Source organism: Mesorhizobium dulcispinae, assembly GCF_033977345.1.
Taxonomy (GTDB): domain Bacteria; phylum Pseudomonadota; class Alphaproteobacteria; order Rhizobiales; family Rhizobiaceae; genus Mesorhizobium; species Mesorhizobium dulcispinae.
On the sequence record NZ_JAVIIY010000004.1, the window covers coordinates 129,271 to 152,045 of the forward strand.

At 64.7% G+C, this 22,775-nt stretch carries 27 protein-coding genes; 16 read left to right on the forward strand and 11 right to left on the reverse strand.

Annotated elements, in window-relative coordinates:
- Nucleotides 1–2: 2 nt before the first annotated feature.
- From RFN30_RS11555 to RFN30_RS11565, 3 genes are all read left to right on the forward strand, one after another.
- Complete coding sequence (locus RFN30_RS11555; RefSeq protein WP_320262213.1) at nt 3–437, forward strand: DUF3052 domain-containing protein; 435 nt, start codon at nt 3–5, stop codon at nt 435–437.
- Nucleotides 437–1,216, forward strand: coding sequence for a succinate dehydrogenase iron-sulfur subunit (locus tag RFN30_RS11560; protein WP_320262214.1), 780 nt, complete (start codon nt 437–439; stop codon nt 1,214–1,216). The genes RFN30_RS11555 and RFN30_RS11560 overlap by 1 nt, the downstream gene beginning before the upstream one ends.
- Nucleotides 1,217–1,449: 233 nt before the next feature.
- Nucleotides 1,450–2,076, forward strand: a complete 627-nt coding sequence (locus RFN30_RS11565; protein WP_320262215.1) for a YceH family protein — start codon at nt 1,450–1,452, stop codon at nt 2,074–2,076.
- 214 nt (nt 2,077–2,290) lie between these two features.
- On the opposite strand, the gene RFN30_RS11570 is transcribed toward RFN30_RS11565, so the two are convergent.
- The gene (locus RFN30_RS11570) at nt 2,291–2,719 is read right to left on the reverse strand and encodes an OsmC family protein (RefSeq protein ID WP_320262216.1); all 429 of its coding nucleotides are present in this window, start codon (nt 2,717–2,719) and stop codon (nt 2,291–2,293) included.
- 216 nt (nt 2,720–2,935) lie between these two features.
- Here RFN30_RS11570 and RFN30_RS11575 point away from each other — a divergent pair, with 216 nt between their 5' ends.
- The 3 genes from RFN30_RS11575 (at nt 2,936) to RFN30_RS11585 (ending at nt 4,161) form a co-directional block, all read left to right on the forward strand.
- Entirely contained in the window at nt 2,936–3,163 is a 228-nt protein-coding gene (locus RFN30_RS11575) for a hypothetical protein (RefSeq protein ID WP_320262217.1), read from the forward strand.
- Nucleotides 3,160–3,516, forward strand: coding sequence for a YciI family protein (locus tag RFN30_RS11580; RefSeq protein ID WP_320262218.1), 357 nt, complete (start codon nt 3,160–3,162; stop codon nt 3,514–3,516). Before RFN30_RS11575 ends, RFN30_RS11580 begins: the two co-directional genes overlap by 4 nt.
- Nucleotides 3,517–3,630: 114 nt before the next feature.
- Nucleotides 3,631–4,161, forward strand: coding sequence for a hypothetical protein (locus tag RFN30_RS11585; protein WP_320262219.1), 531 nt, complete (start codon nt 3,631–3,633; stop codon nt 4,159–4,161).
- Between the two features lie 223 nt (nt 4,162–4,384).
- Here RFN30_RS11585 and RFN30_RS11590 read toward each other — a convergent pair whose 3' ends face one another.
- Nucleotides 4,385–5,641 carry a ubiquinone biosynthesis hydroxylase gene (locus tag RFN30_RS11590; protein ID WP_320262220.1) on the reverse strand — a complete coding sequence of 419 codons (1,257 nt, stop codon included), beginning with the start codon at nt 5,639–5,641 and terminating at the stop codon, nt 4,385–4,387.
- A 108-nt stretch (nt 5,642–5,749) separates the two neighbouring features.
- On the opposite strand from RFN30_RS11590, the gene tesB reads away from it, so the two are divergent.
- The 7 genes from tesB to xth all read left to right on the forward strand — a co-directional run bounded on the left by tesB (nt 5,750) and on the right by xth (nt 13,736).
- Nucleotides 5,750–6,613: an acyl-CoA thioesterase II gene (tesB, locus tag RFN30_RS11595; protein ID WP_320262221.1), complete on the forward strand. Its 864-nt coding sequence runs from the start codon at nt 5,750–5,752 to the stop codon at nt 6,611–6,613.
- A gap of 249 nt (nt 6,614–6,862) precedes the next feature.
- Complete coding sequence (locus tag RFN30_RS11600) at nt 6,863–7,201, forward strand: P-II family nitrogen regulator (RefSeq protein WP_066998360.1); 339 nt, start codon at nt 6,863–6,865, stop codon at nt 7,199–7,201.
- A gap of 49 nt (nt 7,202–7,250) precedes the next feature.
- On the forward strand, nt 7,251–8,579 hold the full coding sequence (locus RFN30_RS11605; protein ID WP_430698972.1) for an ammonium transporter: 1,329 nt from the start codon (nt 7,251–7,253) through the stop codon (nt 8,577–8,579).
- Between the two features lie 298 nt (nt 8,580–8,877).
- A complete protein-coding gene (locus RFN30_RS11610; RefSeq protein ID WP_320262222.1) occupies nt 8,878–9,153 on the forward strand; it encodes a hypothetical protein in 276 nt (91 codons plus the stop codon).
- 209 nt (nt 9,154–9,362) lie between these two features.
- Entirely contained in the window at nt 9,363–12,017 is a 2,655-nt protein-coding gene (locus RFN30_RS11615) for a DNA translocase FtsK (RefSeq protein WP_320262223.1), read from the forward strand.
- Between the two features lie 142 nt (nt 12,018–12,159).
- Nucleotides 12,160–12,828: an outer membrane lipoprotein carrier protein LolA gene (locus tag RFN30_RS11620; RefSeq protein WP_320262224.1), complete on the forward strand. Its 669-nt coding sequence runs from the start codon at nt 12,160–12,162 to the stop codon at nt 12,826–12,828.
- Nucleotides 12,829–12,929: 101 nt separating this feature from the next.
- Nucleotides 12,930–13,736: an exodeoxyribonuclease III gene (gene xth / locus RFN30_RS11625; protein ID WP_320262225.1), complete on the forward strand. Its 807-nt coding sequence runs from the start codon at nt 12,930–12,932 to the stop codon at nt 13,734–13,736.
- Nucleotides 13,737–13,988: 252 nt separating this feature from the next.
- On the opposite strand, the gene RFN30_RS11630 is transcribed toward xth, so the two are convergent.
- Nucleotides 13,989–14,444: a cyclic nucleotide-binding domain-containing protein gene (locus RFN30_RS11630; RefSeq protein WP_320262226.1), complete on the reverse strand. Its 456-nt coding sequence runs from the start codon at nt 14,442–14,444 to the stop codon at nt 13,989–13,991.
- Between the two features lie 251 nt (nt 14,445–14,695).
- Nucleotides 14,696–15,379 (reverse strand): response regulator transcription factor, encoded by a 684-nt coding sequence (locus RFN30_RS11635; RefSeq protein WP_095804844.1) that lies wholly within the window; start codon nt 15,377–15,379, stop codon nt 14,696–14,698.
- Between the two features lie 146 nt (nt 15,380–15,525).
- Here RFN30_RS11635 and RFN30_RS11640 point away from each other — a divergent pair, with 146 nt between their 5' ends.
- Nucleotides 15,526–16,059: a L,D-transpeptidase family protein gene (locus RFN30_RS11640; RefSeq protein WP_320262227.1), complete on the forward strand. Its 534-nt coding sequence runs from the start codon at nt 15,526–15,528 to the stop codon at nt 16,057–16,059.
- 116 nt (nt 16,060–16,175) lie between these two features.
- Here RFN30_RS11640 and RFN30_RS11645 read toward each other — a convergent pair whose 3' ends face one another.
- Nucleotides 16,176–16,430: a hypothetical protein gene (locus RFN30_RS11645; RefSeq protein WP_320262228.1), complete on the reverse strand. Its 255-nt coding sequence runs from the start codon at nt 16,428–16,430 to the stop codon at nt 16,176–16,178.
- Between the two features lie 130 nt (nt 16,431–16,560).
- On the opposite strand from RFN30_RS11645, the gene gcvA reads away from it, so the two are divergent.
- Nucleotides 16,561–17,487 (forward strand): transcriptional regulator GcvA, encoded by a 927-nt coding sequence (gene gcvA, locus RFN30_RS11650; RefSeq protein WP_320262229.1) that lies wholly within the window; start codon nt 16,561–16,563, stop codon nt 17,485–17,487.
- Nucleotides 17,488–17,568: 81 nt separating this feature from the next.
- Here the strand turns inward: gcvA and RFN30_RS11655 are convergent, their stop codons facing one another.
- From RFN30_RS11655 to tsaD, 6 genes are all read right to left on the reverse strand, one after another.
- Complete coding sequence (locus tag RFN30_RS11655; protein ID WP_320262230.1) at nt 17,569–17,994, reverse strand: DUF1761 domain-containing protein; 426 nt, start codon at nt 17,992–17,994, stop codon at nt 17,569–17,571.
- A 99-nt stretch (nt 17,995–18,093) separates the two neighbouring features.
- Nucleotides 18,094–18,699: a class I SAM-dependent methyltransferase gene (locus RFN30_RS11660; RefSeq protein WP_320262488.1), complete on the reverse strand. Its 606-nt coding sequence runs from the start codon at nt 18,697–18,699 to the stop codon at nt 18,094–18,096.
- A 53-nt stretch (nt 18,700–18,752) separates the two neighbouring features.
- On the reverse strand, nt 18,753–19,178 hold the full coding sequence (locus RFN30_RS11665) for an EVE domain-containing protein (RefSeq protein WP_320262231.1): 426 nt from the start codon (nt 19,176–19,178) through the stop codon (nt 18,753–18,755).
- Between the two features lie 117 nt (nt 19,179–19,295).
- Nucleotides 19,296–19,592: a YciI-like protein gene (locus tag RFN30_RS11670; protein WP_320262232.1), complete on the reverse strand. Its 297-nt coding sequence runs from the start codon at nt 19,590–19,592 to the stop codon at nt 19,296–19,298.
- Between the two features lie 19 nt (nt 19,593–19,611).
- On the reverse strand, nt 19,612–20,646 hold the full coding sequence (locus RFN30_RS11675; protein ID WP_320262233.1) for an NAD(P)H-dependent glycerol-3-phosphate dehydrogenase: 1,035 nt from the start codon (nt 20,644–20,646) through the stop codon (nt 19,612–19,614).
- Complete coding sequence (tsaD, locus tag RFN30_RS11680; RefSeq protein ID WP_320262489.1) at nt 20,643–21,743, reverse strand: tRNA (adenosine(37)-N6)-threonylcarbamoyltransferase complex transferase subunit TsaD; 1,101 nt, start codon at nt 21,741–21,743, stop codon at nt 20,643–20,645. Before tsaD ends, RFN30_RS11675 begins: the two co-directional genes overlap by 4 nt.
- A 104-nt stretch (nt 21,744–21,847) precedes the next feature.
- Between tsaD and hemC the strand changes: the two genes are divergently transcribed.
- A complete protein-coding gene (hemC, locus tag RFN30_RS11685; RefSeq protein ID WP_320262234.1) occupies nt 21,848–22,774 on the forward strand; it encodes a hydroxymethylbilane synthase in 927 nt (308 codons plus the stop codon).
- Nucleotide 22,775 lies beyond the last annotated feature (1 nt).

Below are 22,775 nucleotides of genomic sequence, written 5' to 3' on the forward strand. Positions count from 1 at the left end.
CCATGGCATTGGCGGCCGCAGGATATTCCGGCACGCCCCTTCCGGCCAAGCTCGGCCTGAAGGACGGCATGGTCGCCGCCTTCATCGCGCTGCCGCCGGAGCTCGACGACCTGACCGACGCCGTGGCGTTTGCCGGGGTCGATCGGCTGTCCAAGTGGTCGGCGATTTCCGGCAACCGGAAATACGATGCCGTGCATGCCTTCACCCGGCAACGCGCCGAGATCGAGGACGGCCTGGCCGGCATCGAGACGGCGATCAAGCGTGACGGCATGGTCTGGGTGTCCTGGCCGAAGAAGGCATCAAAGGTCGCGACCGACGTCACCGAGGACGTGATCCGCACGCAAGCGCTCAAGCTGGACCTCGTCGACGTCAAGGTCGCCGCCGTCAATGAAATCTGGTCCGGGCTGAAGCTCGTCATCCGAAAGGACCGCAGGTAATGGTCGAACTCACGCTTCCGAAGAATTCCAAGGTCCAGCAGGGCAAGACCTGGCCGAAGCCGGAGGGCGCGACGAACCTGCGCGAATACCGGATCTATCGCTGGTCGCCGGATGACGGCGAAAACCCGCGCATGGACACCTATTTCGTCGACATGAACGATTGCGGACCGATGGTGCTCGACGCGCTGCTGTGGATCAAGAACAAGATCGACCCGACGCTGACGCTGCGCCGCTCCTGCCGCGAGGGCATTTGCGGCTCCTGCGCCATGAACATCGACGGCTCGAACACGCTCGCCTGCACCAAGGGTGCGGAGGACATTTCAGGCGCGGTGAAGGTCTATCCGCTGCCGCATATGGCTGTGATCAAGGACCTTGTGCCAGACCTCACCAATTTCTACGCCCAGCACGCCTCGATCGAGCCATGGCTGAAGACGGTCTCGCCGACGCCTGCCACCGAGTGGCTGCAGAGCCATGAGGACCGTGCGAAGCTCGACGGGCTCTACGAATGCATCCTGTGCGCCTGCTGCTCCACCTCCTGCCCGAGCTACTGGTGGAACGGCGAGCGCTATCTCGGCCCGGCGACGCTGCTGCAGGCCTATCGCTGGCTGATCGATAGCCGCGACGAAGCGACCGGCGAGCGGCTCGACAATCTGGAAGACCCCTTCCGGCTCTATCGCTGCCACACCATCATGAATTGCGCGCAGACCTGCCCGAAGGGACTCAATCCTGCGAAGGCGATCGCCGAGATCAAGAAGATGATGGTGGAGAGAAGGGTTTAGCCTCGGCTTTTCGATAGTCTGGCAGGCAGCATTCCTTCGCGCCCCCCTCTGGCCTGCCGGCCATCTCCCCACTTGGGGGGAGATTGGCTGTCTTTCCCGCTTTCGCTAATCTTCAACGTTGCAAGAATGGACGAACGGCGCTGAAGCTGCCGATCTCCCCCCTTGCGGGGGAGATGTCCGGCAGGACAGAGGGGGGTGCTGTCCCTCCAGCCTTAGAAGGATAGCCCAACCCAATGACTGACCTCCCCGTCCTCTCCCCCGTCGAAGCCCGCGTGCTCGGCTCGCTGATCGAGAAGAAGGAGTTGACGCCGGATGTCTATCCGCTGACGCTCAACGGCGCGCATGCCGCCGCCAACCAGAAGACGGCGCGCGAGCCGGTGATGGCGCTGGAGCTCACCGAGGTCAGGCGGGCGCTCAGCCAACTCGAACAGAAGGGCATGGTGCGCCAGGCCTTCGCCTCGCGTGTCGAGCGCTACGAGCATCTGATGGCGCAGCGTTTTTCGCTGACCACGCCGCAGATCGCGATCGTCGGCCTGCTGCTCCTGCGCGGCGCGCAGACCGCGCATGAGCTGCTCGCGCGCTCGGAGCGTATGGCGCGCTTTGCCTCGATCGAGGAGCTTCGCGACAATCTGGACCTGATGATCGGCCGCCGGCCGCCGCTCGTGCAATTGCTCGAACGCGCGCCTGGGCAGCGCGAGGAGCGCTACGTGCATCTGCTGAGCGGGCCGGTGGAGGCAGCGGCAGCGGCAGCGCCCTGGCAGGCGCCGGTATCGTCGGATACCGATCTCGAGGCGCGGGTGCGGGCGCTGGAGGAAGAGGTCGCGACGCTGCGCGCGAAGATCGAGGCGCTGGGCGGTTAGCTCAACCGGGGACCCTAGCGGGACAGCGCCCCCCTCTATCCTGCCGGACATCTCCCCCACTTGGGGGGAGATTAGATGTCTCTGCGCCTCGCTCATCCTGCAACGTTGGAAGTTGGCGAAAACCGGCGCGACGTCCGATCTCCCCCCAAGTGGGGGAGATGCCCGGCAGGGCAGAGGGGGGCGCGAAGGATCGCCACCGTGCAAAGTAAAAATACTAATCAGCCAACCTTGCGTCGAGCGAAACCTTGATGGCGCCGAGCGCCTTGGAGACTGGGCACTCGGCCTTGGCCTTCTCGGCGAGCTCCTTGAACTTCGCCGCATCGATGCCCGGCACCTTGCCGACCAGGGTGATGGCGCTGCCGGTGATGCCGGTGCCGGGCACCAGCGTCACCACAGCCTTGGCGTCGAGCTCGGCGGCCGGCGTGCCGTTTTCGGCCAGGAAGTGCGAAAGCTGCATGGCGTAGCAGCCGGCGTGCGCCGCGGCGATCAGCTCTTCCGGATTGGTGCCGGATTTGCCGCTCTCATCCTCGAAGCGCGCCTTGAAGGAATAGGGCGTGCCCTTCAGCGTCCCGCTCTGGGTGTCCAGTGTGCCTTTGCCCTCTTTCAGATTGCCTTTCCAGACGGCGTTTGCGGTGCGGTCCATGAAGTCCTCCTGGCTTTTCGGGGTTGCCGCTGGCGGGCGCCAGCGTTCCCCTGAACTATAGCGCGAGCGCGGCGGAAGACCATGGCGCGATTGTGCCCGCGCGGGCAGGGCCCGCGAAAAAATTCTCAAAAAAAATGCGCGTGCAAAAATGTCGACTTCCCGGCGGGCGGACCGTCCTGCGGGCGGCCACGGAGTTACGGCCGATGGAGGTTCAGGATGGACAATCTGTTTTTCGCGCTTTGGAGACGCCCCGGCCGAAGAGCCTGGCGACCGCAAGACTTCTGGCTGGATCCGCCGCCATCCGGCTTCGGCCGGCTGGTGGCGGCCGTGGCCATCATCGGGATCGCGGCATTGCTGCTCGACCACGCGGCGGCGGTCAGAAGCAAGGCTGACAGCATCGCTGTCGCCTCCTATGGTTCATCACAGGAAGGGAACGAAAAATGAAATATGTCCTGCTGGTCTATGGCGAGGAAAAAGACCTCTTCGCGCTCACGCCGGAAAGATCCGCCAAGCTCGACGCCGACTCGCTCGCCTATGACAGGGAACTCGACCGACAAGGCAAGCTGATCATCGCCCAGGCGCTGCAGCCGGTGAAGATGTCGAAGTCGCTGCGCCGGCGCAAGGGCAAGCGGCTGGTCACCGACGGCCCGTTCGCCGAGACGAAAGAGCAGTTGCTCGGCTTCGTCATGGTCGAGGCCGCGGATCTCGACGAGGCGCTGGCGATCGCGGACGGCATTCCGCTCGCCGAACTCGGCACCGTCGAGGTCAGGGCGATCTACGACATACCGGGGTCATGATGCCGTCGTATGGCGGTCGGCAGATATTAGGGGTTTCTTCATCGCCGCAATTGTCGCTTGTTGAAGCGATGCTGCACTTCTCCTATCGTTGCCGGGATTTCGGGGGAATTCGGCATGCCTTTCTTGATCGCTATACTTGGCCTGCTCGGCGCGGCGGCCATCTGGTGGTACCGGCTGAAGGCGATGAACGAGGCGGCCAGCGAGGTCGCCGACGTTATCGGCCGCGTGCAGGGCAATATCCGCCGCAAGAAGCTGCGCAAGCAGGCAGCACTCTCGCCGCTGACGGCGATCGACGATCCCGTCGTGGCCGCCGCGACGCTGATCACCGCGATCGTTTCGGAACATGACCCGATCCTGCCGCAGCGCGAAGCCGTCCTTCGCGAGGTGATCGCGCAGATTGCCGCCAGCCCGAAGAAAACCGACGAGGCGGTCGTCTACGCCAAATGGGCGGCGTCGCAGATCGACGACACGACGATCGTCATCGATAAGCTGGCGCCATTCCTGCGCGAGCGCCTCGATCCGCATGAGCGGGACGACCTGCTCCGGATGCTGAACCGTGTGGCGCAAGGCGGTGAGCAGAGTCTGCGGATCGTGGATCAGCGGATGCTGAGGTTGCGGCAGAAGCTGGGCTTTGAGGTCAATTGATCCAGGCGACCATCGATCTTTGAACGCGAGGCAGTTGTGCCTACATCAGTGGTGGGTACACCGAACCGTCAAGGCACAGATGGAAGCAATTGCCTACGTGGCTGCCGAATTGGCCGATCTGATTGACACGCTGTTTGGAGACAGGTTGCGCAAATCCAGGGCCGGAAGGTTGGTGATCGGCATGCTGGCCGCCGTCGTAGTCTTCTATTATCTCCTTTGGCTGCTAGATAGCTTCCCCTTTCAATAGCCGCGGCGTATCACCCGACAGGCCCGAGGCCTGGCGGATGAAGAAGTCCTTGAGCTTCGGCATGCGCTCGACGAGACCGAGGCCGATGTCGCGCACGGCGCGAAGCGGGCCGATATCGTTGGAGAACAGGCGGTTCAGCACGTCGGTGGTGACGCCCATCTGCAGCGTGTCGAAGCGGCGCCATTGCTGGTAGCGTTCGAGCACGTCGAGGGCGCCGATATCCTGGCCGAGCCGGTCGGCCTCGACCACCACTTCGGCGAGTGCGGCCACATCCTTGAAGCCGAGGTTGAGCCCCTGGCCGGCGATCGGATGGATGCCGTGTGCGGCGTCGCCGGCGAGCGCGATGCGAGGCGCCACGAAGGCGCGGGCTAGGGTGAGGCCAAGCGGCCAGGCGCGCGGTTTGTCGGCGACGCGGATCTCGCCGAGCTTCAGCCCGAAGCGGTGCTCCAGCTCATGTTCGAAGACGAACTCGTCGCCTTCGACCAGCTTCTGCGCGTCTTCCGTACGCTCGACCCAGACGATCGAGGAGCGATTGGTGCCGTCCCTGTCGGGTTTCAGCGGCAGTGTGGCGAAGGGGCCGGCGGGCAAAAAATGTTCCTCGGCGCGGCCGTTGTGCGGGCGCTCATGCGCCACCGTGCAGACGATGCCGGACTGGCCGTATTCCCATTTCACCGTCTTGATGCCGGCCATGTCGCGCAGCTTCGAATTGACGCCGTCGGCGGCGATCAGCAGCCGCGCCTTGAGCGCCGCACCGTCGGCCAGATGCACGGTGATGCCGACGCCGTTCGTGTCGAAGGCGCTGACGGCCATGCCTTCGATGATGTCGATGCCGAGCTTTTCGGCGCGGCGGCGGAGCGCGCCGTTCAGGTCCCGGTTAGCGACCATATGGGCGAAGGCCTCGCCCGGCGCCACCTCGCCGTCGAAGGTCAAAAACACAGGACGCACCGGATCGGCGGCGCGCGAGTCGGTGATGATCATCTCGGTGATCGCCTGGGCCTCGGGCGCGATCTCGTCCCAGACGCCGAGTTGCTCCAGCATGCGACAGGCCGCGGCGGCGATCGCCGAGGCGCGGCCGTCCTTCTGCCAGACGCCGGCGGGGGCGGCATCGACAATGGCGACGCCCAGGCTGGGGCGCGCCTGCTTCAGGGATACGGCGACGGTAAGGCCGACATAGCCGGCGCCCGCCACCAGCACATCCACAGAGGCTTTGTCCGCCTCCTTGCGATCGACCATGGCACTTTCCTTTCGCGGCTTCCGGTCTCGGTGCGGGTCGTAGCAGCTTGACTGCCCGCCTGTCCTGTCCGAAACCCGCTGTGGCACATCTTTTCAAGGACGTGGAACATGACGGCGGCCATGGACGAGCTTCTCGATATTCTCGACCTCGAGCAGCTCGAACACAATCTGTATCGTGGTCGCAGCCCCAAGCTCGACTGGCAGCGCGTGTTCGGCGGCCAGACCATCGCCCAGGCGCTGGTTGCCGCCCAGCGCACGGTGGAGCCGGAGCGCCATGTGCATTCGCTGCACGGCTATTTCATGCGGCCCGGCGACACCAAAGTGCCGATCGTCTACGAGGTCGACCGCATCCGCGACGGCGGCTCCTTCACCACGCGCCGGGTGGTGGCGATCCAGCATGGGCAGGCGATCTTCTCGCTGGAAGCCTCTTTCCAGCAGGACGAGGTGGGGCTGGAGCATCAGCTGCCGATGCCGCGCGACGTGCCGGCACCCGACACGCTGCTTTCGCAACGCGAGCTGCTCGGCAAGTTCGGCGAGGCGGTGCCGGAAGGTATCAGGCGCTACTGGGAGCGCGACCGGCCGATCGAGATGAAGCCGGTGATGCTCAAGCACTATACCAGCCGCGAGAAGCTGGAGCCGGAGCAGAACATCTGGATCCGCACCACCGGCCCGGTGCCGGAAGACAGCGCGACGCAGGCGGCGGTGCTTGCATACCTTTCCGACATGACGCTGCTCGACACCTCGACCTTCGCGCATGGCCGCGCCATCTTCGACCGCGACATCCAGGCGGCCAGCCTCGATCACGCGATGTGGTTCCACCGCAGCCATTCGCTGGACGACTGGATCCTCTACACGCAGGACAGCCCCTCCACGCAAGGCTCGCGCGGTTTCACCCGCGGATCGCTGTTCGCGCGCGACGGAACGCTGATCGCCTCGGTGGCCCAGGAAGGCCTCATCCGGCTGAAACGCTGAGCCGGCTTCGAGTTAAGGCCTAGAAAACAGGCATTTTCTAAATTTTGCCTATTTCTTAATCAGACGCCATGGCGCCACTGCGCACGATTGTTGTGCAGTGGCCGCCCATCCCCTTTGTTTACAACAGGTTAACACCCTGCTTCGGCAATTGGCACGGAGCTTGAATCCTGTCGGGCACTCTCCGGCTCTCCTCGGGATCGGTGAAGGTGTGCAAACGCGGGGGACCGCAACAGCAAAGGGTGAAACCTTATGAAAATCGTGATGGCAATCATCAAGCCGTTCAAGCTCGACGAGGTGCGCGAAGCGCTCACCGCCGTCGGCATCCAGGGCCTGACCGTCACCGAAGTCAAAGGCTACGGGCGTCAGAAGGGACATACGGAAATCTATCGCGGCGCGGAATACGCGGTGAGCTTCCTGCCCAAGATCAAGATCGAAGTCGCCGTCGGCGCCGACATGGTCGACAAGGCCGTCGAAGCCATCTCCTCCGCCGCCAAGACCGGCCAGATCGGCGACGGCAAGATCTTCGTCTTCGGCATCGACCAGGCGGTGCGCATCCGCACCGGCGAAACAGACACCGACGCGCTCTAAGCGGCGATCAGCTATTCCAACGGAGAGATCAATGAATATTCCTTCCACCTTGAAGACGACGGGACGCGCGGCCGCTTCGCTCACTCTCGTGGCGCTCAGCACGGCCGCCGCCTTCGCGCAGGAGGCTGCTCCGGCGGCCGCGCCAGCCGCACCTGCCGCGCCGACCCCGGTCCTCGATACCGGCAACACCGCCTGGATGCTGACCTCGACGGCGCTGGTGCTGATGATGACCATTCCCGGCCTGGCGCTGTTCTACGGCGGCATGGTGCGCAAGAAGAACGTGCTCGCCACCATCATGCAGAGCTTTGCCATCACCTGCCTGGTGACGGTGCTGTGGTTCATGTTCGGCTATTCGCTGGCCTTCTCCGACGGCGGCGGCATGAACGCCTATCTCGGCGGCTTCTCGAAATTCTTCCATCACGGCATCACCACGTCGACGCTGTGGCTACCGGGCGTGGCGAACATCCCCGAGTTCGTCTTCTCGATGTTCCAGTTGACCTTCGCCATCATCACGCCCGCGCTGATCGCCGGCGCCTTCGCCGAGCGCATGAAGTTCTCGGCGCTGCTGATCTTCATGGGCCTGTGGCTGGTCTTCGTCTACGCACCGATCGCGCATTGGGTGTGGGGCGGCGGCTTCCTGGGTTCGGCTGGCGTTCTCGACTTCGCCGGCGGCACGGTCGTCCACATCAACGCCGGTGTCGCGGGCCTCGTCTGCGCGCTCGTCCTCGGCAAGCGCGAGGGCTACGGCACCACCAACATGGCGCCGCACAACCTCGTCTATTCGGTGATCGGCGCTTCGCTGCTGTGGGTTGGCTGGTTCGGCTTCAACGCCGGCTCGGAGCTCGCGGCCGACGGCCTCGCGGGTGCAGCGATGATGAACACGCAGGTCGCCACCGCCGCCGCGGCGCTGGCCTGGATGTTCGCCGAATGGATCGTCGCCAAGAAGCCGTCGGTGCTCGGCATCATCTCCGGCGCCGTCGCCGGCCTCGTCGCGGTGACGCCCGCTTCCGGCTTCGTCAACCCGACCGGCGCCTTCATCGTCGGCATCGTCGCCGGCGTGCTCTGCTACATCTCGGCCGTCAAGGTGAAGCACATGTTCGGCTATGACGACTCGCTCGATGCCTTCGGCGTGCACGGCGTCGGCGGTGTGATCGGTGCACTGCTCACCGGCGCGCTCGCCGATCCGGCGATCAACGCGCTCGGCAAGGGCGCTTCGGTCGGCACGCAGGTCTACGGCATCGTCTTCACCATCCTGTGGACCGCGATCGCGACCTTCGTGATCCTCTTCATCGTCAAGGCGCTGGTCGGCCTGCGTCCGAGCAGCCAGGAAGAGGTCGAAGGCCTCGACGTCACCCAGCACGGCGAGGTCGTGCCGTAAGGCCGATCCTGCCAAGGACCGGCGGACCCTCCTCCCGCCGGTCCGGATATTCAATGAAAGCCGCGCAGCGGTTTTTCAGGATCTACTCCCAAGATCCCGTCGTGATGCTCTCAAAAGGGGCTCACGCCTTGAGGCCCGGAAGATCTTCCGGGCCTCCTTTTTTGTCGGGTATGAATACCTGGCAACTCGATCACATTCACTTGATCGCGCATGTATGAAACACCGGCCATTCCGGTTCCGTACTGGGATTGCGATCGCCATCGTGGCGTTCGCCAAATATCAGGGAAGGAACCAACTAATGAACTTCAAGACGATCTTCCTGGGAGCAATGGCTCTGTCGATGGTCAGCGGCGTTGCACTTGCTGGCGCGCTCGACGAGCCTGACAACATGGCGCCGTTCTTCACCGATTCCAGCATGAAGACCATGAAGTCCGAGGCCGATTTCAAGGCGGCCTGGGCTTCGACGGCCAAGGACAAGCAGGACATGATGATGAAGGAGTGCCAGGATGCGGCGATGAGCAAGCCACACGCCGAATTCTGCGCCAACCTGATGATGTACGCCGGTCACAAATAATTTGCGGGAGGTCCGGTCCGGACGGATCCGATCGTTTCGCCGTTGCCTATGAGAGATGGCGGGCCGTTAAGGCCCGCCATTTCCTTTTCGAGGGCATCCGGTAAAAGGCCATGGTTAATGCGGCCTTAACCTTCCCGCCGATAGTCTGGCGTTCGAATCTGCCGGAGTGCGTCTGCGCCCGGCCAGGCAACGACTTACGGGGAAGAGGCATGCGTTCAGGCGCTTCAGCACCGCTCGCGCTGACCGATACGGGGCACGGCATCCAGGCATTCGCGCGGCGGCAGGTCGGGCGGCTGGTCGGCGCCGGCCTGTTCGTTTTCACCGCTTTCGGCGTCGCCAGCCTCGCCACCTGGAACGTCGCCGACCCGAGCTTCTCGCATGCCACCAACAACATCGTCACCAACGCCATGGGCTATACGGGCGCGGTGTTTTCCGACCTCGCCATGCAGTTCTTCGGCCTTGCCGCGGTCGCGGGCCTGGTGCCGGCGGTGGTCTGGGGTTTTCTTCTCTTCTCCGCACGTGGCGTCGACAGGCTGCCGAAGCGCGGGCTTGCCTGGTTCGGCTTCGCGCTGCTTGCCGCGGCGATCGCCGGATGCGTGACGCCGCCCAACACCTGGCCGCTGCCGACCGGTCTCGGCGGCGTCTTCGGCGACATGGTGCTGAAGATTCCGGGCATCGCCGTCGGCGGCTATCCGAAGGGTCTTTTCGCCAGCATCATCGCGGTGGTTCTCGCCGCGCCGGCGCTGTGGCTGTTCGCCTATGGCTCGACGCTGATCGCGCGCAAGAACGGGTTTGCGGTGATGGAGCGTGCCGCCGCGCCCGATCCGCGCGAGCAGGACGATCTGCTCTTCGACGAGGATGAGGACGAGGGCGACGAAGGCATTCTGGCGCTCGGCGCCATCACCCACTGGTGGCTGTCGTTCCGCGCATGGATGCACCGCCGCGCCGCGCGCCGCAGGCAGGAACGCGACGAGTTCGAACCTGCGATGGAGCCGCGAGCAAGCGCCTGGCGCCGCGCCGCCGAACGGGTCGAATCGGCCGAGTTCGCCGAGGCCAGGATGAGCCCCGGCGGTCGTGCGCGTGTCGAGCCGGAATTCTTTGCAGCGATGGTCAACGATCGCAGCGCTTCGGTCGATCCGGTCGACGACGATGACTTCGCCGAAGAGGCCGATCTCGACGATTTCGATGACGAGCAGCCGGTGCAGCGCCGCGCCAATGTGCGCAACTTCCGCTCCGACGCGGCGACGCGCGTGGAGGCGCCTGCGCCGCGCCCGGTGCAGGGCGCGCGCGTCCAGCGCGAGGCGCAGACCTCTTTGATCGGCTCCAGCACGTTCGAGATGCCGTCGCTGCATTTCCTGTCCGAACCGAAGAACGTGGCGAAAGACCCGAGCCTGTCGAAGGACGCGCTGGAGCAGAACGCAAGGCTGCTCGAAGGCGTGCTCGAGGATTTCGGCGTCAAGGGCGAGATCATCCATGTCCGCCCCGGTCCGGTCGTCACGCTCTATGAGCTCGAGCCCGCGCCCGGCATCAAATCCTCGCGCGTCATCGGCCTTTCCGACGACATCGCCCGCTCGATGAGCGCGATCGCCTGCCGCGTCGCCGTCGTGCCCGGCCGCAACGCCATCGGCATCGAGCTGCCGAACGCCAAGCGCGAGACAGTCTATCTCAGAGAGATCATGGCGAGCCGCGACTTCGAGACGACGAAGGCGAAGCTTGCGCTGGCGCTAGGCAAGACCATCAACGGCGAGGCGGTCATCGTCGACATCGCCAAGATGCCGCACGTGCTGGTTGCCGGCACCACCGGCTCGGGCAAGTCGGTCGCCATCAACACCATGATTCTTTCGCTGCTCTACCGGCTGACGCCGCAGGAATGCCGGCTGATCATGATCGACCCCAAGATGCTCGAGCTCTCGGTCTATGACGGCATCCCGCATCTGCTCACGCCCGTCGTCACCGATCCGAAGAAGGCGGTGGTGGCGCTGAAATGGACCGTGCGGGAGATGGAGGACCGCTACCGCAAGATGTCCAAGGTCGGCGTGCGCAACATCGACGGTTTCAACGCACGCGTCAGCCAGGCCGAGAAGAAGGGCGAGAAAATCTCGCGCACCGTGCAGACCGGCTTCGACCGCCAGACCGGCGAGGCGATCTACGAGACCGAGGATCTCGATCTCGAGCCGATGCCCTATATCGTCGTCATCATCGACGAGATGGCCGACCTGATGATGGTGGCCGGCAAGGACATCGAGGGCGCGGTGCAGCGCCTGGCGCAGATGGCGCGCGCCGCCGGCATCCATGTCATCATGGCGACGCAGCGCCCGTCGGTCGACGTCATCACCGGCACGATCAAAGCCAATTTCCCGACCCGCATCTCCTTCCAGGTGACGTCGAAGATCGACAGCCGCACGATCCTTGGCGAGCAGGGCGCCGAGCAACTGCTCGGCATGGGCGACATGCTCTACATGGCCGGCGGCGGCCGCATCCAGCGCGTCCACGGCCCCTTCGTCTCGGATGACGAGGTCGAGCGGATTGTCGGCCATCTCAAGCTGCAGGGCGTGCCCGAATATCTCGACGCCATCACCGAGGACGACGAGGAAGACGATGAGGACGGCGGCTCCTCGGGCAGGAGTTCCGGCGGCGGTGGCGGCGGCAATTTCGAGGATTCCGACGATCCCTACGACCAGGCGGTGGCGGTGGTGCTGCGCGACGGCAAGGCCTCGACCAGCTACATCCAGCGCCGGCTCGGCATCGGCTACAACCGCGCCGCCTCGATCATCGAGAAAATGGAGAAGGAAGGCATCGTCGGCCCGGCCAACCACGCCGGCAAACGCGAGATTCTTGTTCCCACCGAGGACGACAAGTTCTAGCCCGGCAACGCCCGCAGCGGCCGGCCGGCAACTTTGAACCATCTGGCGCGTTCATGCGACCAAGCGCCGTATGACCCGCCAAACTTAGGCCCAACTGGGGGTCCAGAGACAGCGACGACACGAATCACAGGAAGTGACCGGCATGAAGACCCAGACAGAATTCGCCCCGACCCGCCGGCAGGTGCTCGGCCTTGGCCTGGTGCTCGCGGGCGCCGCCGCCATCAACGTCGTACCGGGTTTCCAGCTCCTGGCCCAGGCGCAGGCCGCGGTTCCGCCGGCGGCGCAGAAGATTGCCGACCACTTCTCCTCGGTCAAATCGATGAGCGGCGAATTCGTGCAGTTCGGCCCGAAGGGCGAGCAGACCGGCGGCAAGTTCTTTCTCGAACGTCCCGGCAAGATCCGCTTCAACTATGACGGAGCGTCGAATTTCCGGGTGATCTCCGACGGCAAGTCGGTGGTCATCCTCAACAAGAAGCTCAACACTTCCGACCTCTACCCGCTGTCGAAGACACCGCTGAAGCTGTTGCTCGACGACAGGATCGACCTCTCCGGCGGGCGCGTGAAGGCGGTGAAGGAAGAGGACGACCTCACCACGATCCAGCTCTCCGACAAGTCGGTGTTCGGCAATGCCCGGATCACCATGATGTTCGATCCGAAGAGCTATGAGCTGCGCCAGTGGACGATCACCGACGCGCAGGGCAAGGACACGACGGTAATGATCTTCAACGTCAAGGAAGGCGTCTCCATCCCGCCGGATACCTTTGCCATCGACTATACGGCGAACAGAGAGCTGAATACCAAGACGCGGTAGGTCCGCCGATATTCGGGTGAGGTCGGTCTGAAGCGCCGACCAGCTTGTCTTTGTGGCGCGTGACTGGCAGTAGTTCGGCGATCTTTGCCGGACCTGCCTGAATGCCCTTCACCGTCGCCACCTGGAACATCAACTCCGTGCGCCTGCGCATGCCGATCGTCGAGCGGCTGCTCAAAGAGCATGCGCCGGACGTGCTCTGCCTGCAGGAAACCAAGGTCCCGGACGAGCTTTTTCCCGAGAAGGCCTTCCGCAAGGCGGGCTACGAGCACATCCTCTTCCACGGTCAGAAGGGCTATCACGGCGTGGCGACCGTGGCGCGCCGGCCGATCGAGCTGGTCGAGAAGCGGCGTTTCTGCGAGATCGACGACAGCCGGCATCTGTCCGTCAAAGTGCAGGCCGGCGGCAGGTCGATCCTGCTGCATAATTTCTACGTGCCGGCCGGCGGCGACGAGCCCGATCCGGAGATCAACCGCAAATTCCGCCACAAGCTCGACTTCGTCTATGAGATGAACAGCGTGCCGGCGAGCCAAGACGACCTGTCCGCCTCGATCCTGGTCGGCGACCTCAACATCGCGCCGCAGGAGCATGACGTCTGGTCGCACAAGCAATTGCTCAACGTCGTCAGCCACACGCCGGTCGAGACCGAAAACTTCGAGGCGATGCGGCAGGCCGGCGGCTGGGTCGACCTGATGCGACACAACGTGCCCGCCGAGCAGAAGCTCTACACCTGGTGGAGCTATCGCGCGAAGGACTGGGAAGCCTCGGATCGCGGGCGCCGGCTCGACCATGTCTGGTCGTCGGCCAACCTGGTGCCGAGCTTCAAAGGCTACGAGATCCTGAAATCGGCGCGCGGCTGGGAGAAGCCGTCGGACCATGTGCCGGTGATCGCGAAATTTGATTTGGGGTAGAGGCCCGTCGTCACTAAGCCGACGGCTGAAATCCGTTGTAGGTAGCGTTCCTTCACACCCCCCTCTGGCCTGCCGGCCATCTCCCCCGCAAGGGGGGAGATCGGACGTCACTGCCGCTTTCGCTAATCGTCTACATTGGGAGGGAAAGCGCTGCCGACGAAGCTGCCAATCTCCCCCCTTGCGGGGGAGATGTCCGGCAGGACAGAGGGGGGTGCTGTCCCGCCGACCTTTCAGCCGTCAGATTCGCAGACTCTACCCCGTGAACCGCGGCGCGAGCTCTTCGATGCGGGCGATCATCTCTTGGAATTCCTCCAGGATGCGCTCGTGCAGCTGCACTGCCAGCTCCGGATATTCCTCCAGGATGCGGCGGAACATCTTGCGGCTGAGCCGGATCACTTCCGAATCGGCCGCGGCCGAGGCGCTGGTCAGGCGTCTGGTGTCGGCGATCAGGGCGAGTTCGCTGAGCATGGCGCCCGGGCCGGCGGTGCCGATCGGGATGCGCTCGCCGCCCTGCTCGCGATAGAGCGCGATCAAGCCGCTGACCACGATATAGGCCGAGTCGGCTTCGTCATCCTCGAGATAGAGCTTGCGCTCCGCCTGCAGGAAGGTGTTTTCCGCGCCGAAGGCGAGCAGGCGCAACTGTTCCTGCGTGAAGCCCTGAAAAAGCTTCACGGCGGACAGGATGCGGATGTCGTCATCCAGCGCCATCCTAGCTGTGTCCCCGAGCGGTCAGTCCAGTCCCTCCTTTGGAGCGTCGCGTCCTCCTGGACGCGCAAGCGAACGCTCCAACCTTCCAATCGCGCATCGTGCGCGACGCGTCCAGCGAGCCGATCCATCACCCTCCAGCACCAGGATCGTACCCGAAGCAGTCCCGCCCGACCGCTCTCTTTGCTTCGACGCAATTCCGAACGGAAAACCGTTTCACACTTTTCCTGGAATTGCTCTAGATCATGAAATGTTTAAGGAACCAGCTTGTAGCCGCCGCTTTCTGTCACAAGAATTTCGGCATTGGAAGGATCGCGCTCAATCTTCTGGCGTAGCCGGTAGACATGGGTTTCCAGCGTGTGCGTGGTGACGCCTGAATTGTAGCCCCACACCTCTTCCAGGAGCACGTCGCGCGTTACCACTTTCTGGTCGGCGCGGTAGAGATACTTGATGATCGAAGCCTCCTTTTCGGTCAGCCGCACCTTGGCGCCGCGCGGATCGATCAGAAGCTTCTGGCTGGGCTTGAACGTGTAGGGGCCGACCGAGAAGGTGGCGTCCTCGCTCTGCTCGTGCTGGCGAAGCTGCGCACGGATGCGGGCGAGCAGCACGGCGAAGCGGAAGGGCTTGGTGACGTAGTCGTTGGCGCCGGCCTCGAGCCCCAGGATCGTGTCGGAATCGGTGTCGTGGCCGGTCAGCATGATGATCGGCGCCTTGTAGCCGCCCTTGCGCAAGATCTTCACCGCCTCGCGGCCATCCATGTCGGGCAGGCCGACATCCATGATCAGCAGGTCGACGAGGCCGCCGCGCGCCGCGGCGACGCCTTTTGCCGCGGTGGCTTCCTGCTGCACGTCGAATTCTTCGTAAAGCGCCAGTTGCTCGACGAGGGTGGCTCGCAGGTCGTCGTCGTCGTCAACGATCAGAATGGTGCGTGATGTCATGATCAATCCGTTGTTTTAAAAAGAATATTCAGTTGACCTCCCCCCATTTATGCGGAAGCTCACCGGCGCAACAGCCGATCACAGTGATTTGTTCCGTGACCCAATCATACAAGAAAAAACGCGCGCGCAATGAGGCAGGCGCATTTTTGCCGAAAGGTCTGCGTGCCCTGGTTGTGCGCGCGAGGCCCGGCAACCCTGCGCAAGGCTTGCTGCAGGCCGGCAAAACGGTGTTTCCTTGCGCGCTCGGGCGCGGCGGCATCGCCGCGCGCAAGCGCGAGGGCGACGGCGCGACGCCGCTGGCCGCGATGCGGATATTGTCAGGCTATTTCCGCAACGACCAGTTTTCTGGCGGGCGCCGGACGCGGCTGGCGATGGCGCCGATCGGGCCGGATCTCGGCTGGTGCGAGGTGCCGGACGACCGCAACTACAACCGGCCGGTGACGATCCCCTATGGCGCCAGCCATGAACGGATGCGCCGCGACGACCGGCTCTACGATGTGTGCCTGGTGCTGGACTGGAACATCGCGCCGCGCCGGCGCGGGCGCGGCAGCGCGATCTTCTTCCATCTGGCACGTCCGGGCTTCACGCCGACGCAGGGCTGCGTGGCGGTGACGGCGCGCACCATGGCGAGGCTGTTGCCGCTGCTGTCGGACCGGACGGTGGTGAAGGTGGTGAGGTAGGCGATAGGCGGTAGGCAGTAGGCAGTAGGCAGTAGGCAGTAGGCAGTAGGCAGTAGGCAGTAGGCAGTAGGCAGTAGGCAGTAGGTGTCTCTTTCCCATTCCCTATTGCCTAATCTCTACCGTCTCGGCTGCTGCCAGCCGGAACCCAGCAACCCGATCCGGCCAAGCTCGCGATCCATTGCCTTGCTGACGTTCCGGCGCTCGGCACCGATATCGCGCAACTGGCTGTCGGAGAGATCCTCGATGGACTCGTTGGGAAGCCGGGCGGCAACCCGCGCCTGACGCAGCCAGTCGATCGCGGCGCGCAGCCAAAGGGCAACGCCAGAGCGGGGTTTCAGGGCGGTCTGGGACTTGAGAACGATCTCGGTCATGGCTCTATCCGTGCTCTCCGGACATCAAATCCGGTTTGATGGTGTTTCGATGAGGCCATCTTGCCGGATTGAAAAACAAACGGGAAACGAGTAGTTCTTGTCTGATCATCAAGTTTTATTTGGAGATCGGATGGCCCGCCTGCTGCCCGGAACGCGTGCGTTGAGGACGTTCGAGGCGGCGGCCAGGCACCTCAATTTCACCCGCGCCGCGGACGAGCTCGGCCTGACGCCGGCGGCGGTCAGCCACCAGATCAAGGAAATCGAGGATCAGCTCGACCTGGTGCTGTTCACACGTACCAGCCGCACCATCCGACTGACCGAAGCGGGCAACGTTCTGTTCGAGGCATCGGTCGATGCGCTCGACCTGCTTGGCCGCGCCATCAGCCGCGCGCGCAAGATGAACAGAGGCACGGCGCTGCTGAAGGTGACGCTCGACGCGCAGTTCGCGACGAAGTGGCTGATGCGGCGCGTCGACGGTTTCCGCCGGCAGAAGCCGGGCATCGAGCTGCGCTTCGATATCACCTATGACGTCAGGGACTTCGAGCGCGACGATGTCGATATCGGCATCCGTTTCGGCGCCGGCAAATATCCTGGGCTTTGCGCCCACCGGCTGTTCGAAAACATCATCATCCCCGTCTGCAGCCCGGCGCTGCTCGCCTCAGGCCCGCCGCTGAAGGAACCGCGCGATCTCTTCCACCATACGCTGGCGCATATCGAATGGTCGCGGCAGGGCGTGACATGGCCGAACTGGCGCATGTGGATGCAGGCGGCCGGCGTCGACGATTTCGACGACAGCCGCACACTCGTTTTCGGATCGGCGACCGACGCCACGCAGGCAGCGCTCGACGGCCATGCCGTGGCGCTGGCCGACTTCGCCATGGTGGCCAACGACCTTTCGCAGGGAAAGCTCATCCGGCCCTTCGAGCTCGGCATCAAGGTCGCGCCGGAATTCGCCTATTTCCTGGTCTATCCGGAAGCGATGAAGGACGACGCGCGCATCGTCGCTTTCCGCGAATGGCTTCTCGACGAGGTGGCGAAAGACGCGGACGCGGGGTAGGGCGTGTCGATATTCAGGTGATGCCGGCCTGACCTGAATCTCAGCACGCCTTAAACCGCCGCACGCTTTTCGTGAGTCGCTTTAGCCCGCCGGCGCCGCCGGCGCGCCGAACCAGCCGATGACCGCACCCATGATAAGCAGCACGCCCAGCCAGTGGCCGGCGTCGATCAGGGTGAGGTCCCAACCGAAACCTTCATAGCGGTGGTTGACCGAAAGCGTGGTGGCGACGAAGCCCAGCCAAAGCACGAAGCCGAACAGCAATCCTGCGATCGGGCTTGGTTCGCCGCCGGTTATGGCGCCGACCACCAGCGTCAGGATCAGGGCCATCACCAGCTCGGCGATGAAGCCGACGATGAACGGAACGGCCGAGCGCTTCATCGTCGCCGGGTCGAGTTTCGCTGCCTTCAGCCACGGCTTGCTCAAGCCCGTGTACCAGACGGCGCCGAACAGCCATGCGACGACCGCGGCGACGATCACCGCCAGCCAGTTCACGACCGAAAAATCCATGGATCCCCTCCCAAAAACGCATGTCACCCAAGCGCACGCCGATCCCGGGGTAACGGCATGCCTGTCAACGGCCGATGGAATCCCTGTTCGTCGGCGGCGTCAAGCGGCAGCCCAGCGCCAGACGGTCGTGCGCTTGACCTCGGCATCCTCGAGCGCACGCGTCACCGGCACCTGATAGACAGCGAGCGATTGCAGCCCCTTCTTCGGCAGGTAGGCGCGGCCGGGATCGCCGACGAGGATGTCGGCGCCGCGCGCCTTCAGGCTGGTGAACCACGGCATCAGCCTGTCCGCCAACGGCTTGTCGTAGAAGACGTCCCCGGCGAGCACGACATCCCAGCCTTCATCCGTATCGATGCAGTCCGCATCCAGGAAATCGGCCTTAACGTCGTTGGCTTCCAGGTTGAGTGTGATCACCGTCTTGCAAAAGGGGTCGATATCGGCAGCAATCACTTGCGCCGCGCCGGCCTTCAGGGCAGCGATCGCGACCATGCCGGAGCCCGAGGCGAAGTCGAGCACACGTTTTCCGCGCACCGTCGTCGGATGGTCGAGCACGTAGCGGGCAAGGCCCTGGCCGCCGGCCCAGGCGAAGGCCCAGAATGGCGGCGGCAGGCCGATCTCGGCCAGTTCCTCCTCGGTGCGCAGCCACAGATCATGCGCTTCGTCGGCCAGATGCAGCAGCACTTCCGGCACATGCGGCGGCGCCATCAGCGCCGTGTTGTCGAGGATGAATGTCTTGGCGCTTTTGGGCGTGAGCCTGGTCACGGCGCCGGGTTGAGGTCGGCCATGCGGCAGACCTCTTTCCACTCCGCCGGCGTCACCGGCTGCACGGAAAGCCGGCCGAGCCGCACCAGCGCCATGTCGGCGAGCTTGGGGTTGGCCTTGACCTGTTCCAGCGTCACCGGCTTCGGCACGTCCTTATAGGCGCGGATGTCGACGCATTCCCAGCGCGGGTCGTCGGTGGTGGTGTCGGGGTGGGCGAGCGCGCAGACCTCGGCGATGCCGACAATGTCGAGGCCTTCGTTGGAATGATAGAAGAAGCCGAGATCGCCGACCTGCATGGCCTTCATGTTGTTGCGCGCGGCGTAGTTGCGCACGCCGTCCCACTGCGTGCCGGCCTTGCCCTTGGCCTTCAGCGCCTCGAAGGAAAAGACCGAGGGTTCGGACTTGAATAGCCAGTAGTTCATCTCACTTGTCCCTTGCCATTGTCGGTTGGCCACGACGCTGCATTCCCGTTGCCTCCACCCTTACCCTCTCCCCGTCCTTAGGGCGAGAGGGCGGATAAGCGGCTGCACAGCGAAGGATCAGGCACCGGCGGGCTTCTGGAAGACCCAGTTCCACGGACGGATCTCGACGCTTTCGAACAGGCCCGCCTTGGCATAGGGGTCGGTGGCGGCCAGGGCTTGCGCTGCCGCCATATCCGCCGCTTCGATCATGACCAGGCTTCCGTCGGGCTTGCCGTCGGCGTCGAGGAAGGGCCCGGCAAAGGCAAGTTTGCCTTCGCTGATCAGGCCTTCGAGGAACGCCGCATGCGCCGGCCGCGTGTCGACACGCAGCTGCAGGCTGCCCGGCTTGTCCTTGCAAATCAACGCAAACAGCATGTCTAAAACTCCGATGGGTTCAGATGTCGGTTTCGGTTTTGAGCGGCCGCGTCATCAGCGCCGTCACGGCCTGGCCGATCGTCACCTTGCCGTCGAGGATGGCGGCGACAGCCGAGATGATCGGCGCCTCGATGCCGCGCTCGGCAGCGATGCGGGCGGCAATGCCCGCCGTCGGCACCCCTTCGGCTAAAGGCAGGCCGGCAAGCGGCTTGCCCTGGCCGAGCGCCAGGCCATAGGCGAAATTGCGCGACTGCGCCGAGGAACAGGTGAGCAGCAGGTCGCCAAGGCCGGAAAGTCCCATCAGCGTCTCGGGCCTGGCGCCGAAGGCGGCGCCGATGCGGCGCAGTTCGACGAAGCCGCGCGTCACCATGGCGGCCTGGGCGCTGGCGCCGAGCCCGGCGCCGGTCACCGCGCCGGCAGCGATGGCAAAGACGTTCTTCAGCGCACCGCCGATCTCGACGCCGATCAGGTCGTCGCTGGAATAGCAGCGCAGGTTTTCCGCCGAAAAGCGGGCGGCAAGTTCTGCCGCAAGTTTCCCGTCCCGGGCGGCAACCACGACGGCCGTCGGCAGGCCGCGCGCGACATCGCTGGCGAAGCTCGGCCCGGAAAGTGCCGCGACCGGATTGTTCGGCAGGCTTTCCTCGACGATCGCCGACAGCAGCGCGCCGGTGCCGCGCTCGATGCCCTTGGCGCAGAGGACCAGCGGCACGCCGATCGGCACGTGGCCGGAGGCGCTGGCCAGCACCGCGCGCAGCGATTGCGCCGGCGTCACCGCCAGCACGCAGTCGGCGCCGCCAAGCGCTGCGGCGGCATCGCTGGTGGCGACGATGCCGGGCTCGATCGCGATGCCGGGCAGATAGCGCGGGTTCTCGCCACGATCGATGGCGGCGACAGTCTCAGGATCGCGCGCATAGAGGCGGACGAAATGGCCGGCGCGCAACATGGCCAGCGCCAACGCCGTGCCCCAGGCGCCGCCGCCCAGCACCGCGACGCGCCAGCCGCTGGCAGGCGTCTTGCCGGCCGTGACCTTCTTGGCCGTGCCTATCCTGGTCATGCCTTGGCACCGCGCCGGCCCGAGCCGACCAGGGGGGTGGAAACGCTGTCCAGCGGCCAGCGCGAGCGCGGCACGAAGTCGGCGGCATTCTCGCCCACCATTCCGGCGCGCAGCCGCTCGATGCCGGCCCAGGCGATCATCGCCGCATTGTCGGTGCAGAGCTTCTGCGGCGGCGCGACGAATGCGAAGCCGGCTTTGGAGCAGCGCGACTCCAATGTCGTCTTGATCGTGCGGTTGGCGGCGACACCGCCGGCGACGACCAGCGCAGGCTTCGCCTTATCCGGAAATTCCTTGCGGAAACGGGCGAGCGCGCGGGCGACACGGTCGCCCAGCGCATCGGCCACCGCCGCCTGGAAGGAGGCGCAGATGTCGGCGACATCCTGGTCGCTGAGCGGGGCGATCGCCGTCGCAGCCTGGCGCACGGCGGTCTTCAGCCCGGAGAAGGAGAAGTCCGGCTGCGCCGAGCCCTTCATTGGGCGCGGGAAAGCAAAGCGGCTCGCGTCGCCTGTCGCTGCCGCCTTCTCGACATTTGGTCCGCCCGGATAGGGCAGGCCGAGCATCTTGGCCGTCTTGTCGAAGGCCTCGCCCAATGCGTCGTCAATAGTGGTTGCCCAGCGCTGGTAGTCGCCGACGCCGCGCACCGCGACGATCTGGGTGTGGCCGCCGGAGACGAGCAAAAGCAGATAGGGGAATTCCAGCCCATCGGTCAGCCTGGCGGTCAGAGCATGGCCTTCGAGGTGGTTGATGGCGATCAGCGGCTTGTTGGCGGCGGCAGCGATCGCCTTGGCGGTCATCAGGCCGACTATCAGCCCGCCGACCAGACCCGGGCCGGCCGTCGCGGCGATCGCATCGATCTCGTCGAGCGACACGGCCGAATCGGTCAGCGCCGCCTCGACGATGCCGTCCAGCGCCTCAACATGGGCACGGGCGGCAATCTCGGGCACGACGCCGCCGAAGGCCGCGTGCTCCTCGATCTGGCTCAGCACCACATTCGACAGGATTTTTGGGGACAGGATTTCGGGCGCGGAGCCGCCGTCCAGCGCCACCACACTGGCCGCCGTCTCGTCGCAGCTTGTCTCAATGCCCAGAACGCGGATCAATTCGTCGCTGTCCTCGAAGATTGTATCGCCGGCTATTCCCATTTAGGAAAAGGCCCCGGCAAGACCTCAAGTCTGCCGGGGGTTATCACGGACCGCGCGCCATGCAAACAACCTTGAAAATCGGAACACGCGGCAGCCCGCTGGCGCTTGCCCAGGCGTATGAGACGCGGGCGCGACTGATGAAGGCGCACGGCTTGCCTGAGCAGGCCTTTGAAGTGGTGCCCATCTCGACCAGCGGCGACCGCATCCAGGACCGGCCGCTGTCGGAAGCCGGCGGCAAGGGCCTGTTCACCAAGGAAATCGAGGAGGCGCTGCTTGACGGCCGCATCGACATCGCGGTGCATTCCTCGAAAGACATGCCGACGGTGCTGCCCGATGGGCTGGAGCTCTCCACCTTCCTGCCGCGCGAGGACGCGCGCGACGCCTTCATCGGCAAGACGGCGAAGCGGATCGCCGATCTGCCGCATGGTGCGACGGTCGGGTCTTCGTCGCTCCGGCGCCAGGCGCTGATCCGCCGGATGCGGCCGGACCTCGACGTGGTGATGTTCCGCGGCAATGTGCAGACGAGACTGCGCAAGCTGGACGAGGGCGTTGCCGAGGGCACCATCCTTGCCTGTGCTGGGCTGAAGCGGCTCGGGCTCGAGAGCGTCATCACCGACCTGATGCCGCTGGATGTCTTTCCACCGGCGCCGGGCCAGGGCGCGATCGGCATCGAAAGTCGCATCGGCGACAGAGCGGTGAAAAAAATGCTGGCGGCCATCCACGATGTGCCGACCGGCCAGGCATTGGCCTGCGAGCGCGCCTTCCTCGCCGCGCTCGATGGTTCCTGCCGCACGCCGATCGCCGGCCACGCGACGATCGCGGGCGAAAAACTTTCTTTCGCCGGGCTGGTCATCTCGCCCGACGGCACCGAGTCGCATGAAGTTCGGCTGGACGGCCAGGCAGTGGACGCGGCGAAAATTGGCGCAGAGGCCGCACGGGCTGTGCGCGCCAAGGCCGGAGCCAAATTCTTCGAGGGCTGGACCTGAC